This is a genomic window from Collinsella aerofaciens ATCC 25986 (genome assembly GCF_010509075.1).
Taxonomy (GTDB): Bacteria; Actinomycetota; Coriobacteriia; order Coriobacteriales; family Coriobacteriaceae; genus Collinsella; species Collinsella aerofaciens.
Map to the genome: position 1 here is coordinate 1658873 of NZ_CP048433.1, position 15330 is coordinate 1674202.

At 59.8% G+C, this 15330-nt stretch carries 13 protein-coding genes; 5 read left to right on the top strand and 8 right to left on the bottom strand.

Going from position 1 to position 15330, the window contains the following annotated elements; all coding sequences use genetic code 11:
* Positions 1–33 precede the first annotated feature (33 nt).
* Positions 34–735, top strand: coding sequence for a GntR family transcriptional regulator (locus GXM19_RS07520; protein WP_050766156.1), 702 nt, complete (start codon positions 34–36; stop codon positions 733–735).
* Positions 736–852: 117 nt separating this feature from the next.
* On the opposite strand, the gene glmS is transcribed toward GXM19_RS07520, so the two are convergent.
* A complete protein-coding gene (gene glmS, locus GXM19_RS07525) occupies positions 853–2700 on the bottom strand; it encodes a glutamine--fructose-6-phosphate transaminase (isomerizing) (protein WP_006235625.1) in 1848 nt (615 codons plus the stop codon).
* 312 nt (positions 2701–3012) lie between these two features.
* Here glmS and GXM19_RS07530 point away from each other — a divergent pair, with 312 nt between their 5' ends.
* The gene (locus tag GXM19_RS07530) at positions 3013–4125 is read left to right on the top strand and encodes a LacI family DNA-binding transcriptional regulator (RefSeq protein WP_040359545.1); all 1113 of its coding nucleotides are present in this window, start codon (positions 3013–3015) and stop codon (positions 4123–4125) included.
* Between the two features lie 113 nt (positions 4126–4238).
* Here the strand turns inward: GXM19_RS07530 and GXM19_RS07535 are convergent, their stop codons facing one another.
* Positions 4239–4889 (bottom strand): HAD family hydrolase, encoded by a 651-nt coding sequence (locus tag GXM19_RS07535; RefSeq protein WP_006235623.1) that lies wholly within the window; start codon positions 4887–4889, stop codon positions 4239–4241.
* 173 nt (positions 4890–5062) lie between these two features.
* On the opposite strand from GXM19_RS07535, the gene larE reads away from it, so the two are divergent.
* Entirely contained in the window at positions 5063–5941 is an 879-nt protein-coding gene (gene larE, locus GXM19_RS07540) for an ATP-dependent sacrificial sulfur transferase LarE (RefSeq protein ID WP_006235622.1), read from the top strand.
* A gap of 782 nt (positions 5942–6723) precedes the next feature.
* Here the strand turns inward: larE and GXM19_RS07545 are convergent.
* The 6 genes from GXM19_RS07545 to GXM19_RS07570 all read right to left on the bottom strand — a co-directional run bounded on the left by GXM19_RS07545 (position 6724) and on the right by GXM19_RS07570 (position 12720).
* Entirely contained in the window at positions 6724–7176 is a 453-nt protein-coding gene (locus GXM19_RS07545; protein WP_006235619.1) for a PTS sugar transporter subunit IIA, read from the bottom strand.
* Positions 7177–7187: 11 nt separating this feature from the next.
* A complete protein-coding gene (locus GXM19_RS07550; protein ID WP_006235618.1) occupies positions 7188–8126 on the bottom strand; it encodes a transketolase family protein in 939 nt (312 codons plus the stop codon).
* On the bottom strand, positions 8126–8956 hold the full coding sequence (locus GXM19_RS07555; RefSeq protein ID WP_006235617.1) for a transketolase: 831 nt from the start codon (positions 8954–8956) through the stop codon (positions 8126–8128). The genes GXM19_RS07550 and GXM19_RS07555 overlap by 1 nt, the downstream gene beginning before the upstream one ends.
* A 63-nt stretch (positions 8957–9019) precedes the next feature.
* On the bottom strand, positions 9020–9703 hold the full coding sequence (fsa, locus tag GXM19_RS07560; protein ID WP_006235616.1) for a fructose-6-phosphate aldolase: 684 nt from the start codon (positions 9701–9703) through the stop codon (positions 9020–9022).
* 125 nt (positions 9704–9828) lie between these two features.
* Complete coding sequence (locus GXM19_RS07565; RefSeq protein WP_006235615.1) at positions 9829–11103, bottom strand: class II D-tagatose-bisphosphate aldolase non-catalytic subunit; 1275 nt, start codon at positions 11101–11103, stop codon at positions 9829–9831.
* Between the two features lie 144 nt (positions 11104–11247).
* Positions 11248–12720 (bottom strand): PTS fructose transporter subunit IIC, encoded by a 1473-nt coding sequence (locus GXM19_RS07570; protein ID WP_006235614.1) that lies wholly within the window; start codon positions 12718–12720, stop codon positions 11248–11250.
* A 415-nt stretch (positions 12721–13135) separates the two neighbouring features.
* On the opposite strand from GXM19_RS07570, the gene GXM19_RS07575 reads away from it, so the two are divergent.
* Together GXM19_RS07575 and GXM19_RS07580 are read left to right on the top strand one after the other, a co-directional pair.
* Positions 13136–14146 carry a LacI family DNA-binding transcriptional regulator gene (locus GXM19_RS07575; protein WP_040359542.1) on the top strand — a complete coding sequence of 337 codons (1011 nt, stop codon included), beginning with the start codon at positions 13136–13138 and terminating at the stop codon, positions 14144–14146.
* 119 nt (positions 14147–14265) lie between these two features.
* Entirely contained in the window at positions 14266–15249 is a 984-nt protein-coding gene (locus tag GXM19_RS07580; protein WP_050766155.1) for a DNA/RNA non-specific endonuclease, read from the top strand.
* Positions 15250–15330: the final 81 nt, after the last annotated feature.

The window sequence follows — 15330 nt, forward strand, 5'->3', positions numbered from 1 at the left end:
CATATGAGTTTGATAGAACAGTTGCGAGGCGCTATGGAAGAATCGATGCACGTCGGCGAGCAGGAAACGAGCCTACAGGACCAGTCCTATCACACCATTCGACGCAAAATCGTCTACCTGGACTACAAGCCGGGCGAAAAGCTGGGCGTCAAGCAGCTTTGCGACGACCTAGATATGGGTCGCACGCCCGTGCGCGAGGCACTGGTGCGTCTGGCGCAAGAGGGCCTGGTGCGCACCGTGCCCCAGAGCGGCACCTACGTCTCACCCATCAACCTCACCCTTGCCGAGAGTGCCTGTTACATCCGCGAGCATCTGGAAAAGCAGGTGATCGTGGAGTGCTGTGCGCGAGCCACGTCGGCCGGCATCGAGCAGCTCGACCGCGCCATCGTGCTGCAGGAAAAAGCCATGGCCGAAGAGGATCGCATCGGCTTCTTTTTGAGCGACAACCTCATGCATCACATGATTTTTAGCATCGCATGTCGCAGCACCGTGTGGTCGTGGCTCGAAGAGACCAATGCCGACCTGGAGCGCTTCCGCTGGCTGCGCGCCGCCACGCAGGTTCTCGACAATCAGGACATCGTGAACGAGCACAAGCAGATTCGCCGCGCCATCGCCGGTCGCGACCCCATCGAAGCGAGCTTTTTGGTCAGCAAGCACCTGCACATGATGTTCCGCAACCAAACCGAGGTTCTGGACCAGTTCCCCGAGTACTTCGAGACCAGCAAGCTCCGCTAACCTGCCAAAAAGGGACAGGTTCATTTTGGCAGGTTTTATCTGGTCAAATGCAAAAAAGGGCCCGGCTCCGTCTAATGACGCGGAGCCGGGCCTTAGTCGCTAGAACGGCGGAACCAACTACTCTACCGTGACGCTCTTGGCCAGGTTACGGGGCTGGTCGACGTCGCAGCCGCGCAGGATGGCGACCTCGCGGGCGAGCAGCTGCAGCGGGACACTCGCCGTGATGGGGCTGAACACGTCGCGGACTGCCGGCACGCGGATGATGCAGTCGGCAATCTTGTTGATCTCCTCGTCGCCCTCGGTGGCAACGACGATGACCTTGGCACCGCGCGCCTTGCACTCCATAAGGTTCGACACGGTCTTGTCGTAGGTGGCACTCTTGGTGGCCACAGCGATGACAGGGAAGCCCGGGTCGATCAGGGCAATGGGGCCGTGCTTCATCTCGCCGGCGGCGTAGGCCTCGGCGTGCAGGTAGCTGACCTCCTTGAGCTTGAGCGCACCCTCGTAGGAAATAGCGGCACCCATGCCGCGGCCCACGAACAGCGCCGACTGCGCATCCTTGCACAGCAGGGCAGCCTCATGAACGGCCTCGGTCTGGGTATCCAAAATCCACTGGATCTGCTCGGCCGTATCGGAAAGCTCGCGGAACAGCATGCGCGCCTGCTTGGTGGTCAGGCGGTACTTGACCTGCGCTAGCAGCAGAGCCAGCAGCGTCAGGCTCACGACCTGGCCGATGAAGCTCTTGGTCGAGGCGACCGCGATCTCCTTGTTGGCCTTGGTGTAGATGACGCCGTCGCTCTCACGCGCCACGGGGCTGCCCACCACGTTGGTGATGCCGAAGACCTTGGCACCCTTGATGCGCGCGTCGCGAATGGCGGCGAGAGTGTCGGCCGTCTCGCCCGACTGGGACACGGCAACGACAAGCGTCGTCGGCGTAATGATGGGGTTGCGATAACGGAACTCGCTGGCCGCCTCCACCTCGGTGGGGATGCGAGCCCAGCCCTCAATGAGATTCTTGGCAATGAGGCCGGCGTGATAGCTGGTGCCGCAAGCGATCACGTAGACGCGGTCGATGTCGTTGAGTTCCTCGAGCGAAAGGCCCAGCTCGTCGATGTCGAGCTCGCCGGCCGGCGTCATACGGCCCACCAGCGTGTCGCGCACCACGCGCGGCTGCTCGTGAATCTCCTTGAGCATAAAGTCGGGATAACCGCCCTTTTCTGCCATGTCCAGGTCCCAGTCGATGTGGGTGACCTTGGGCTCAATCACGTTGCCGGCCTCGTCGGTATACTCGACGCCTGCGGGCGTGAGCTTGGCAAACTGACCGTCCTCGAGCACCACGACGTCGCGGGTTGCGTCGATGAGCGCGATGACGTCGGAGGCGACATAGGCGCCGGTCTCGCCCGCGCCGACCACGATCGGGGAATCCTTGCGGGCCACGGCGATCACGCCGGGCTCGTCAGCGCACACGGCGGCCAGACCATAGGCACCGACCACGTGGGTGCACGCCTCGCGCACGGAGGCCATCAGGTCGTGCGCCTCGGCATAAGCCTCTTCGATCAGATGCGCGAAGACCTCGGTATCGGTCTCGCTCTTAAAGTGATGGCCGCGGCCCTCCAGCTCTTCGCGCAGCTCGGCGAAGTTCTCGATGATGCCGTTGTGGACGATGGCGATACGACCGTCGCAGCTGGTGTGGGGGTGAGCGTTAACGACGGAGGGCTTGCCGTGGGTGGCCCAACGGGTGTGGCCGATACCGCAGGTAGCGTCGCTGTCGATGTTGGAAAGCTCGCTCTCCAAGCCCGCGACCTTGCCCACGCGGCGGATGACGTCGAGGTGCGCCGCGGCGCCCTCGCCCACCTCGAGCGCGACGCCCGAGGAGTCATAGCCGCGATACTCCATACGCTTGAGGCCCGTGACCAGGATGTTCTTTGCAATATCAGAGCCGGTGTAGCCGACGATTCCGCACATAAGATAAATCCCTTCGTTCGCGTGACTGCAAGACGTCCACGCACAAGGGGCGCTGAGACGTATAACGTTCGAGTATTGTACTCACGCAAACGCAAGCTGATATACCAGAAGTGGTATCTCAACTTAGATACCACTCGATGCACACACGTCCAGCCGGTCCAAACCACCACAAAGGTGCCTGCCCCCTTCGTGGTGGTCGCGCTGGCAATAGCGTTTGCCCAGATAAAACCTGCCAAAATAAACCTGTCCCTTTTTGGAAGGTTTGGGATGCTACAATCTGGCTTGTACTTGAAACGCATCAAAGGGGCCGCTATGGCAAAGGTAAAAATCAGCGACGTCGCACGCGAGGCCGGGGTTTCGTTGGGCACGGTTTCCAACGCGCTCAACCACCCCGAAAAGCTGCGCCCCGAGACCCTCAAGCTCATCAACGAGACCATTAATCGCCTTGGCTACCTGCCCAACCAAAGCGCCCGTCAGCTCGCGGGCGGCGCCACCAAGTCCTTTGGCCTGGTGCTCCCCCGTCTCGATCACGGCTTTTCGCTCCAAATCGCCAGCGGCGCCCACAACGAGGCCCGCAAGCACGGCTACGACTTGCTCATCGCCAACGCCGATAACGACGATATTCTCGAGGACCATTACCTGCGCTACTTTATGGGCACCCAGATGTCCGGCGTCATGGTTCAGCCCATGGCATTCCCCGACTGGCACCCCGCCATGACCAAGATGCCCGTGCCGATCGTCCATCTGGACATCCATTGCTCCGAGCCCGGCTACTACGTAGCGGCCGACAACGAGGCCCAGGGTCGCATCATTGCCGAACTTGCTATCGCCCGCGGCGCGCACCATATTGTCGTCGTCGGCCGAGCAGCATTTATGCAACTCACCCTGCGCGTCCTTGGCATTCATAAGGCGCTCGCCCTGCACCCCGATATCAAGATCGAAGTCATCGACGCCGGCGAGTGGAACACGGCGGCCGACGGCTATGGTATCGGCAACCAAATCGCCGAGCGCCCCGCGGACGAACGTCCCGATTTTGTCGTCGGCCTGACCGATGTGTTGGCCTCGGGCGTCGTTTCGGCACTGGTCGACAAGGGCATCTCTGTCCCCGGGCAAGTACGAGTGGCCGGATGCGACGGCAACCCGCTCGCTTGGAGCGGATCGGTCCCGCTCACTACGGTAGCGCCCCCGGGCTACGAGATTGGCCGCAAGGGTATCCAACTGCTGATGGAGCAAATCGAGAACAAGGCCCCGACAAAGACCAAGCATATCCACGTCAGCTCTGCCGCGCGCACCGTCACCGCGGTCACGGCCATCGAGGACATCAACCGCCAAGAACTCGTGCGGCCGTTCCTGCTGGAACGCGCCAGCACCCAGGCAAGCAGCCAGACCGACGCCACGGCCATCAACCTCGGTGCGTATCTATAGCACGCCCGCAAGTATGCTAAGTCGCCGCTCAAGCAAAAGGGGCCCGACCATTGCCGGACCCCTTTTGTTTAAGCGCAAACGTAAGCAATTGCTCGTTTCAACGCCGCAATTGTCTAGCGCACGGCCTTGACCGCCGCCGCCAGGTCGAACAACGTATCGAGCACGGCCTCGCAGCCATCCACCACGTCCTGCGGCAGCGGCACGATATCGGGGACGGCAAAGACATGGCAGCCGGCCGTAATGCCCGAGACGCAACCGTTGCGCGAATCTTCGACCACGGCACATTCCTCGGGAGCAAAGCCCGCGCGCTCGCAGGCGAGCAGATACATCTCGGGGTCGGGCTTGCCGTGCACGACGTCCTCGCCACACGTTACCGTTTCAAACTTGTCAAAGAGGCCAACCATCTTAAGGTTGCGCTCGGCCGTAACGAGGCGCGACGACGTCGCTAGACCAACGTGATAGCCTGCAGCCAGCAGCTCGTCTAGGCACTCGGCGGCGCCGGCCTTAAGTTCCAGTTCGGTCTTGACCATCTCGTCGCGAATCTCCTTGTGGCGGACATAGACCGCCTCGGTGGTTTCGTGGCTGCCGTAATGCTCATCAAGGATGTCCATGACATCGGGCAGCGTGCGGCCGATAAACTGATGGATCAGCGCTTCATCAATCGCGAGCCCCAGCTCAGCGGCGCCTGCCTTCCAGGCCTTAATCCCCAAACGCTCGGTATCGACCAGCGTTCCATCCATGTCAAAAATAACAGCCTTGATCATATCGGTCCCCCATCGACTCTCGCTGTCGCGTTGCTGCAACTCTACCGCATTTGGCAACTTGTATATAACGTATATGCCATATTGCACTTTCGTTACACAGATAGAAGTCTTATGGCAAGTAACGCATTAGGATTATAGTTTTCGATCGAGTACTCAACGATAAGGAACGTTTCATGATTTTAGACACCACGGCACCCGCAGAGGAGCTTCAAGACAAGCTATCGGCGCTCGAACAGCTGCTTTTGGCATACGGGCGCGTGGCTATCGGGTTTTCCGGCGGCGTTGACAGCAGCTTTTTGGCCGCCGTATGCGCCCGCATCATGCCTACCAATACCCTCCTCGTCCATCTCACCACGCCGCTCATCGGCACGCCCGAGCAGGCTTCGTTTGAGCAGTCCGTTGATGGACAAGCCAATGAAGGGGCGCATTTTAAGCTCCCCGTGCTCAATCTTTCGGTCGATCAGCTGCAGCTCCCCCAAGTAGCCTGCAACGATGCTAATCGCTGCTACCACTGCAAGCACGCCGGCTTTACCGCCATCGTCAACCACGCCAAGTCGCTCGGCTTTCCCACCGTCATCGATGGCAGTAATGCAAGCGATCGCGGTGACTACCGCCCCGGCATGCGTGCGGCAGAAGAGCTCGGCGTACGCTCACCCCTTATGGAGGTCGGCTTTACCAAGGACGAAGAGCGCGAGCTGCTGCGCGCATGGGGCTATCCCGTTTGGAACCTGCCGGCGGGAGCATGTCTTGCCACCCGCGTCCCCACGGGCGAGGAGCTTACGCGCGAGAAGGTCGATTTAATCCGCGCCTGCGAGGATTACCTGCACGATCTTGATCTGGCACAGGTACGCGCGCGCTTGATCGGCGGCTGCATGCATATCGAGGCCGCACCCGCAGATGTCGCCAAGATTGCTGCCCTCGGTGGCAACGCCGTCGATGCCGAGGGCAAAACCCCGCTGCCCGCCGTTATCGAGTCCGCGCTGCGCGAACTGGGCTGCGACCATATCTCCCCTGAGGTCACCCCCTACATCCACGGCAACATGAACCTTTAGGTTACGCCGTTTTACAAACGGCGTAACTGCTCGGCGCTGCGCAGGCCCCGGGCACGGCAATCTGACGTTCAACTTCACGGGCGCGACCAAAAGGTCAGCGCCCGCTTGTTTCACGTCACCTTACCGCACCCGGAGCCTGCTCGCTCGCATATGCTCAACCTGGACTGCGTTAACTGACCTACCAAAAAGGGACAGGTTTATTTTGGCAGGTTTTATCTGGGGAAATATCGCGAGACAATCGCCCCTCCAGCACCCATCTGGCCTCGAGAGACACTAGAGAGGCGACCCGGCTGCATCTACTTCTTCCGATATCGGCGGTTACGACTCGTCGATGAACCCATTACTTCGATGAGCCCTTTATCCGTCATTTTTGGCAGATGGTAGCTGACGGACGAATTTTGGCATTCCGTCTCTCTAAAACAAGGCGCTCATCTCTCTAACTTTAGAGAGATGAGCGCCTTGTTTTAGAGAGACATTAAGAGAGATGTATCGAATTCGCTGCTAGATTGCCTAATGCTATCTCTCTAACCAACCTTCTCTTTAGAGAGACATTTAGCGAGATGAGCGCGACCTCTCTAATCATGGGCTCCACTCTTTAAGGTGCACACTTCCTAACCGTGCCCTAAGTTGCGGTGAAATAGTCCCCGATTAACCTGCCAAAAAGGGACAGGTTTATTTCGGCAGGTTTTATCTTGGGAAACGCGAACAGGGCCGTGACACCCATACGGCGTCGCGGCCCTTTTCCTTGGAGAAGGATCAATTGATTGAACGGGATGACCGTTCTAGTCTTCGAGTCCGCTATTGATGAGCTCCGCAATCTCAACGGGATCGGTGCTCGCGCGCACCTTGTCACGGAAGCCGGCGTCCATCAGCATCACGGCAGCCTTGGAGAGCAAGCGCAGGTGCGTGGTTCCTGCCTCGCCGGCAGGCACGTACAGCGCGAGCGCAACATCGACGGGCACACCATCGAAGCTCGGCCATTCAACGGGCTCGACCAGCTTAAGCACGGCAACGCCCGGCGTGTGGATAACATCGCTTTTGGCATGTGGAACGGCAAAACCGGCGACAAGGCCAGTCTCGGCCTCGTTCTCGCGAGCCATGAAGGCAGTCTCTACGGCAGATGCGTCGTCAGCAAAGCCGAGCTCGACGGCCTGATCGGACAAATAATGCAGGGCATCCTCGCGCGAGGCGGCGGTATACCCTATCGTCACTTGGTTGGCAGATACAAATCCCATGGAAACCTTCCTTACAACACAGACCTGACCGCAGCTTCGATGCCGTCGGCGTCCAAACCGTACTTGTGCAGCAAATCGACCGCAGGGCCGGACTCGCCATACACATCGCGCACGCCGACGCGACGCATCGGCACCGGATACTGCTCCGCTAGCACCGAGGCAACGGCCTCGCCAAGACCGCCGATAATCGAATGCTCCTCGGCAGTGACCACGCGACCGGTCTTCTTGGCGCTGGCTACAACCAGGCGTTCGTCGAGCGGCTTGATCGTATGCATGTTGATGACCTCGGCATCGATGCCATCGGCAGCGAGCGCCTCGGCAGCCTCAAGCGCCTCGGCGACCATAAGGCCACAAGCGATGATGGTCACATCGGACCCCTCGCGCACGACCACGCCGCGACCAATCTTGAACTCATAGTCCTCGCAGTCGTTGATGACCGGTGTTGCCAGGCGGCCGAAGCGCATGTAAACCGGGCCCTCAAACTCATAGGCGGCGCGCACACAGGCACGAGCCTCGACGTCGTCGGCGGGAACGACCACCGTCATACCCGGAATCGTGCGCATGAGTGCGATATCCTCGCAGCACTGGTGCGTGGCGCCGTCCTCGCCCACCGAAATGCCGGCATGAGTAGCGCCAATCTTGACGTTGAGGTGCGGGTAGCCGATGGAATTGCGGACCTGCTCGTAGGCGCGACCGGCGGCAAACATCGCAAAGGTGCTCGCAAAAGCAACGCGGCCCGTGGTCGCGATGCCGGCGGCAAGACCCATCAGGTTGCTCTCGGCAATGCCGGCGTCGTAGAAGCGCTCAGGGTGCGCAGCCTTAAACTTACCGGTCTGCGTGGCGGCGGCCAGGTCGGCATCGAGAACCACAAAGTCATCGCGCTCATTGCCCAGCTCGACAAGTGCCTCGCCATAGCTAACGCGCGTGGCGACTTTCTTGACGTCTGCCATTAGAGCTCCTCCCCTGCTGCTGCGAGCTCGGCCATGGCCTGCTCAAACTGTTCATCGTTGGGTGCCTTGCCGTGCCAGCCCACCTGGTTTTCCATAAAGGAGACGCCCTTGCCCTTCACCGTCTCGGCGATAATGGCCACGGGCGAGTCGCTCACTTTGCGGGCCTCGGCAAAGACGGCGGCAATCTGCGCCATGTCGTTACCGTCGGCGAGCTCGATCACATGCCACTTAAAGGCGCGGAACTTGTCAGCGAGCGGCATGGCCGAGTTGACTTCATCGATCGTGCCGTCAATCTGCAAGCCGTTGTGGTCGACGACGGCAACAAGATTGTCGAGCGCATGGTTGCCGGCGAACATGGCCGCCTCCCACACCTGGCCTTCCTCGCACTCACCGTCGCCCAGCAACGTGTAGACACGGTAGCCGTCGCCCCAGTGCTTAGCGGCAAGCGCCATTCCAACTGCAGCAGAGATGCCCTGACCGAGCGATCCGGTGGACATATCGATGCCAGGGGCGTCGTTCATGTTGGGATGGCCCTGCAGTCGGCTGCCAATATGACGGAGCGTCTCGAGCTCTTCGACGGGAAAATAGCCGCGATTTGCCAACACCGAATACAGGCCCGGCGCCGCGTGACCCTTGGAGAGCACAAAGCGATCGCGATCGGCCTTGTGAGGGTCGGCAGGATCGATATTCATTTCCTCAAAGTACAGATACGTCATGATGTCGGCAGCACCGAGCGATCCACCCGGGTGTCCCGACTTGGCCGCGTGAACCGCAGTCACGACACCCTTCCTGACCTCATTGGCGACCTTCGCCAGCTCCTGGTTGGTCATACGAATTCCTCTCTTGAGAACAACCCCGGCACCGGATGACGCGATGCCGGGGCAATCCACTCGTTAAGCCTGAGCGACGACCTTCTGCCAGTCAGCCTCAAAAGAGGCGAGGCCCTGGTCGGTCAGCGGATGATGCAGGCACTTCTTGAGAGCGGCCATGGGCACGGTCGCAATATCGGCACCGAGTAGCGCGGCCTGGGTCACGTGGTTGGGCGTACGAACCGAGGCGGTGATGATCTCGACGGTGTCGTCGACGTTCTTGCCCGTCCAGTCGTAGTTCTTAATGCAGGTCACGACGTTGTCGAGCTGCGAGATACCGTCCTCGGCGATGTCATCGAAACGACCGACAAACGGGCTGATGTAGCGAGCACCGGCATTGGCGGCCATAAGGGCCTGCGTCGGCGAGAAGACGAGCGTCATGTTGACGCGCACGCCAGCATCGGCCAGTGCACGGCAGGCGGCAAGGCCGGCCTCGCACACGGGAAGCTTGACCACGATGTTGGGGGCGAGGGCGGCAAGGCGCTTGCCCTCCTCGATCATACCCTCGGCAGTGGTAGCGGTAGACTCGGCGGAAACGGGCAGGCCCTCGCAGAGCTCGGCAATCTTGAGCATATGCGGCTCAAAGTCGGCAAGCTTGCCGCCGGTCTTGGCGTACAGGGACGGGTTGGTGGTAACACCGGCCAGGCAGCCCCAGCTCTTGGCCTCGGCGATCTCGTCCAGATTGGCAGTATCGATAAAGAACTTCATGGTGCAAACTCCTTCGAAGGAATCCAAAACTCAAAAAATAGGACAAAGGGGATGTCCCTTTGTCCTATGTGCCGGGCCTGCGGCTGGGACATGCCCCAGGCCCGGCGTCGTGTAGGAAAAGCTACTTAGTCCTCGAGAGCCTTCTCGATGCGGCTCGTGACGCCCTTGAGGTTAAGACCGACGACGTACTGCTTGATCGGGCGCTTGATGTGCTCGATCACAAAGCGCTTGCCGTCGATGTCCTGGGCAGCGAGGTTGCGATAGAGCTTCTCGACCTGCTCCTTGACCTCGGGATCGTTGAACGCATAGTGGCCGGAGACATCCAGGATCTTCAGGCTGAGCTCATCGTCGGCAAGGATGTCATCGACCTGCAGGTTGACGTCGTCGCCAGTCATCCACTTGCGCCAGCGCTCGGTCTTGATAGCCTTGACCAGCAGCGTGTGATACAGGTCGGAGGGGTCATCGCACAGACCGTTGTCGACCAGGATCTGCTCGGTGGCGCAGAGCTTGAGGTAGGCGCGGGTCTCCTCGGTGCCATACTGCGGAGCGACGTTGGAGGCGGTCACGTGTGCCGGGATGTGCTCGAGCAGCGTCGCGTCGTCCAGATAGTCGGCGTTGTGCTCCTTCAGGCCCACGCCATAGCGCTTGGCCATATCGGCAAGCTCGCGGGCGTTCTTGAAGTTGTAGTGACCGACCTGCTCCGTCCAGCGGGTAAGGGTGCCGGTCTGGCCGACGATAAAGGTGGGCATGGGGCAGCCGCGCTTCTCGAGCTCGGGCTGCAGCTGAGAAATGAACTCCTCGTACTTATCGGTAGAGGTCAAGCCGCCATTGGTCTCCTCGGTACCGACCTCATAGGCGACCTCGGGCAGGTTATGCTCGCGACGGTACTGCTCAAGGTAGTCGATAAGATCGATCGTGCGGCGAAGCACCACGTCGAGCGGAATAACCTTGCCGATCTGATAGGGGTCCTTGGTGGGGTCGACCATCAGCAGGTCAAAGCCCGCCTCCATGTCGGCGACGAAGGACTTGCGGGCGAGCTCCATGGCCTCGTCCTCGGGCAGGTGGGCGTTACGCTCCTCGTCGCGCTGCCACGGACCGCCGTGATCGCGGCACAGGTAGTACGGACCGGTGTAACCCACCTCGTCGGCAACCTTCTTGATGTCGGCGGCAAAGCGCGTCTGGTCCCAACCGTTGACGTAGCCGGCGCCCATCTCGTCCATATCGACCTGGTTGCGGCTGGCGATAAACATGGGCGGGAAATCCTCGTCCTTGGCAAGCTCGAACACGGCCTGAATCAGGTTGGGGCTCATGGGGCCAATGCCGACCATGGTTGCGTGATCGCCGCTATCCTGCAGCTTGAGCATGCCCTGAACGGCCTGACGGATGGTGAGGTTGGACATTTTGTTCTCCTTCTCCAGAGGATTTTTGACAAAAGTTCCCTGGGACCCAGATGTGGGCCCTATCAGTACGGATGGATTTTGTTGTGTAGGGGCGGTTGTGCGGAGTCAAATCCATCCCTCCGCACAACCGGAGTCCTTAAAGGTTTACTTGGCCTGCTTATCGAGCGTGGGCTTCATGGCAATCAGGATTGCAGCGGCGACCACGGCGCCAATCACGATGTCCAGGCAGAACAGCGCGACGTTGTTGGTGGCAAGGGCGACGATAAAGCCACCGTGCGGGACGTAGCAGTCGATGCCCTGGAAGGCGGCAAGTGCCGCACCCACGGCAGAGCCGATGCAAATGCCGGGCAGGGTGTGACCGAGGTCCTTGACCGCGAAGGGGATAGCGCCCTCGGTAATACCGATGCAGCCCATGAACAGCGCGGAGATGCCCATCTGGCGGTCAGCGTCATCGAACTTGTTCTTGGCGATGAGCGCAGCGAGGCCACAGGCGATCGGGGGAACGGCGACGGCGACGCGGAACATACCGTTAGGACCGTAGATACCGGAGGCCATGATGGCCATGGTGAAGGTCGAGGCGGTCTTGTTGATGGGGCCACCCATATCGAAGGCGGTCATAACGCCAATGACCAGACCCAGGACAACTGCGGAACCGCCCTGCAGGCTGCCGAGCACGCCGGTGAGCCAGTCCATCACAAAGCCAAGCGGCGTGGCCAGGATGTAGATATAGGCCATGCCCAGGACAAGCGAGGTCAGAATCGGGATGATCAGGATGGGCATGATGGTCTGGATGGTGTTGTTGACCTTCCAGGTCTTCATCCAGCGGACAAAGTAGCCGCAGATGACCGCCATGATCATGGCGCCCAAGAAGCCGGTCGAAACGCTGTTGCCGTTAGGGGTAACGACTGCGTTATTGACCAGGTAGCCCAGGACAAAACCGGGGGCGAGCGCGGGCTTGCCGGCCATCGAGTAGGAGATGTATGCCGCAAGCACCGGGATCATCATGGAGATGCCGGCCATGCCGATGGTGTTAAGGCTCACCATCAGCGGGTTCGTAACCTCCATGCCGTTGGCGCCGGCGGTACCGGATGCCAGCGAGAAGGCAAGAAACACGCCGCCGATAACGACGATGGGGATAAAATAGGAAACGCCGGTATTGAATGCATTGAGCAGCGTCTTGCCAGGATCGGCAAAGATAGACTGCTTGGACGCCGGTGTCGGGGCCTGCGGGGCAGCGGAGACGGCCTTCTTCTCTGCCTTGGCCTCGGCCTTGGGCGCGTCAACGGCGCCACCCGTCGCCTTGATGATCTCAATGGCCTGGTCGATGATCTTTACCGGATCGGCGATTACATCAGAGGTGCCGACCTTCAGGAACTTGCCCTCGGCCATCTTCTGCTCAAAACGGTCCTCGTTCTCGACACCCACGTCGACGGACTCCAGGACCAGGTCGGCGGAGTCCACGTCTTCCTGCGTGAGCTCATTCTCGATACCCAGGCCACCCTGAGCCTCGACCTTGCACTCGATGCCACGGGCGGCGCATTCATCCTGAATCGCCTTCTGGGCCATATACGTGTGGGCGATACCCACAGTACAGGCGGCAACGCCTACGATCTTCATTGCTTCCCTCTTTTCATAGAGTTGCGTGCGCAAGACACCGTTTGCGGAGGCCTCCGGAGCATCCCCTGCCGTTTGGACTTGCTGTCTTTTCGACAAGAACAATATAGGTGCTCGTTTTTCTTAATGCCAGCTTATTTCGGTAAACGCGCAGGTCAGAGCGTTGGTTATGCGATTTAGTTATGCGTTTAACCAAAAATGAATCCTGCGATTTTGCCCTCGATTTCAAAAGTCAAGAAGTATTTGATTTTCTCGGTAGACGGCAGATGCGCATGCCGGTCACAAATTTCGACCCCACCCGTATGCCGCATTTGTTGCATACTCATATGAAAGGAAAAAGCCGCTCACCGAAGCGTATCCTTCACCAAGACTCAAAGTCATCATGTTGGAAAATGCTCATCTGTCGGAAGGAGTCGCTGTGGCAAAACAGCGCGTTACGATCGCAGACGTCGCTCGAGAGGCGGGAACCTCGACGGCAAGCGTCTCGTATTACCTCAACGACAAACGAGAAAAGCTTAGCGAGAAGACGCAGAACAAAATCGCGCGCGTCATTAAGGAACTCGGATACGTTCCCAACGCCCAAGCGCAGACGCTCACCGGCAAGCAAACCCACGTCATTGCCATCATCATTTTGGATAACACCAACAAATGGGCGGGGCTCGTTCTCAATGGCATGGAGCAGGTCATGCTCCCCGCGGGCTACCAGACGGTCGTTTGCACGAGCAACTTTAACCCCGAGACCGAGCTCATGTACGTCGACAAGATGCTCTCGCTGGGCGTCGATGGCTTTATCATCCAGCCCACGGCAAACTTCAAAGCCGTGCATGACCGCATTAGACGCGCCGGCAAGCCGGTCGTCTTTTTCGATGCGGCCATCTATAGCCCAGGTACCAGCTGGATCAAAACCAACCTTTACGACGGCGTGTACAACGCCACACAGGCACTCCTCGACGCCGGCTACGAAGATTTCTTTTCCATTGCCGCCAACATGACCGAAATGCGCACCCGCATGGAGCGTTTTCAGGGGTATGCCGAGGCGCTGGCAGCGAACGGGCAGCTCTACAAAGCGATTCCCATCGATCACAACAAGCCGTCAATCAACGAGCTCACTGAATACTTTAAATTCAAGTTCAACCCCGCCAAGCGAACCCTTATCTTCGTGCAAAATCAGTGGGCACTTCCCCGTGTCTACAAGGCCCTCCAGCCAATGGCCCATCTGCTTCCGCAGCAAATCGGCCTTTTGGGACTCAACTGCGAAGACTGGACTAATCTCACCACACCGACCGTCTCCACCATCATCGAGCCCGTCGACCAAGAAGGTCGCGAAGCAGCCGAGATGCTGCTCGCCCTACTTGACGGAAGCAGCGAACCCGGCGAGCAGCGCATTCTCGAGTGCAAGCTCAACTGGCTCGACTCCACCTCGATCTAGACCGCGGGACAAATGAATCAGTAGCGTTTGTCTCAAATCTTAAGTATTTGTTCGACAGAACGGCCCTTGCCGGCTCCTGCTAGACTGGTAGATTCCCAACCGTCCATCCAGGAGCCTCCATGTCGCGCAAGTCCGCCTACAAGCAAGTACTTTCCATCGGCACCGCCGTGGTGCTCGGGTTTGCGCTGTTTACGGGATCGCTCGACGGAGCGCCCAAGTTACTGTCGCCGCAAAGCGATGAGCAGGCGGCGGCTCTGGCCGAAAAACAAAACGAGAGTCCCAGCCGCACCGACGACGAGGCAGACCTGGTCGCTCGGCTCGAATCGGGAACGGCGAGCTCCCCGGACCCTCAAAACAGCCAGGACTCTGGCGATGGCTCCGATTCCGCCGCACCCGACACCGATGACGACGCTTCCGCGGACAGCGCCGCCGCCCCCATCGACGAGGTCGAAAACCCCGATCTTGACCGCGCCCGCGGCGTATACCTCAGCAGCATTCCCGACTACGCCGGCAACCCCTACGTTGCCCTTCGCGCCGACAGCATGCACCCGCTCGGCACGCCATCATTCACACTCGATGAATACGATCGCGCCACCGAAGAGGGCTGCTTTAAGAAATTCTCCAAGCTCGACAGCCTGGGCCGCACTCGCAAGGCGCTCGCCTGCGTGGGCCCCGAGTCACTCGGTCAATGCAAGCGCGGCGATATCTCGCGTATCCATCCTGCCGGTTGGCACCAGCAGCGCTACGACTTTATTCCGGGCCAGAGCCTCTACAACCGCTGCCACCTTATCGCCTGGTCACTCTGCGGCGAGAACGCCAATCGCAAGAATCTCCTCACCGGCACGCGTTATCTCAACGAGACGGGTATGCTGCCGTTTGAAGAGCAGATTCTCAACTATATTCGCGATACGGGCAACCACGTGCTCTATCGCGTCACGCCCATGTATAACGAAGAGGAGCTTGTCTGCCGCGGCGTGCGCCTTGAGGCGCAATCGGTCGAGGACCACGGCAAGACCCTCTGCTTCCACGTGTACTGCTACAACCTGCAGCCGCACGTGCAGATCGACTACGCCACCGGCCGCAACCAGGCATCCGGAGACTAGTGCCGACCGCACCGCCCGTAACCCAAAAATGATTCGTTTTCCTCCGTCCCCATGGGATCAAAAAAGGCCGCCCTGGATTAC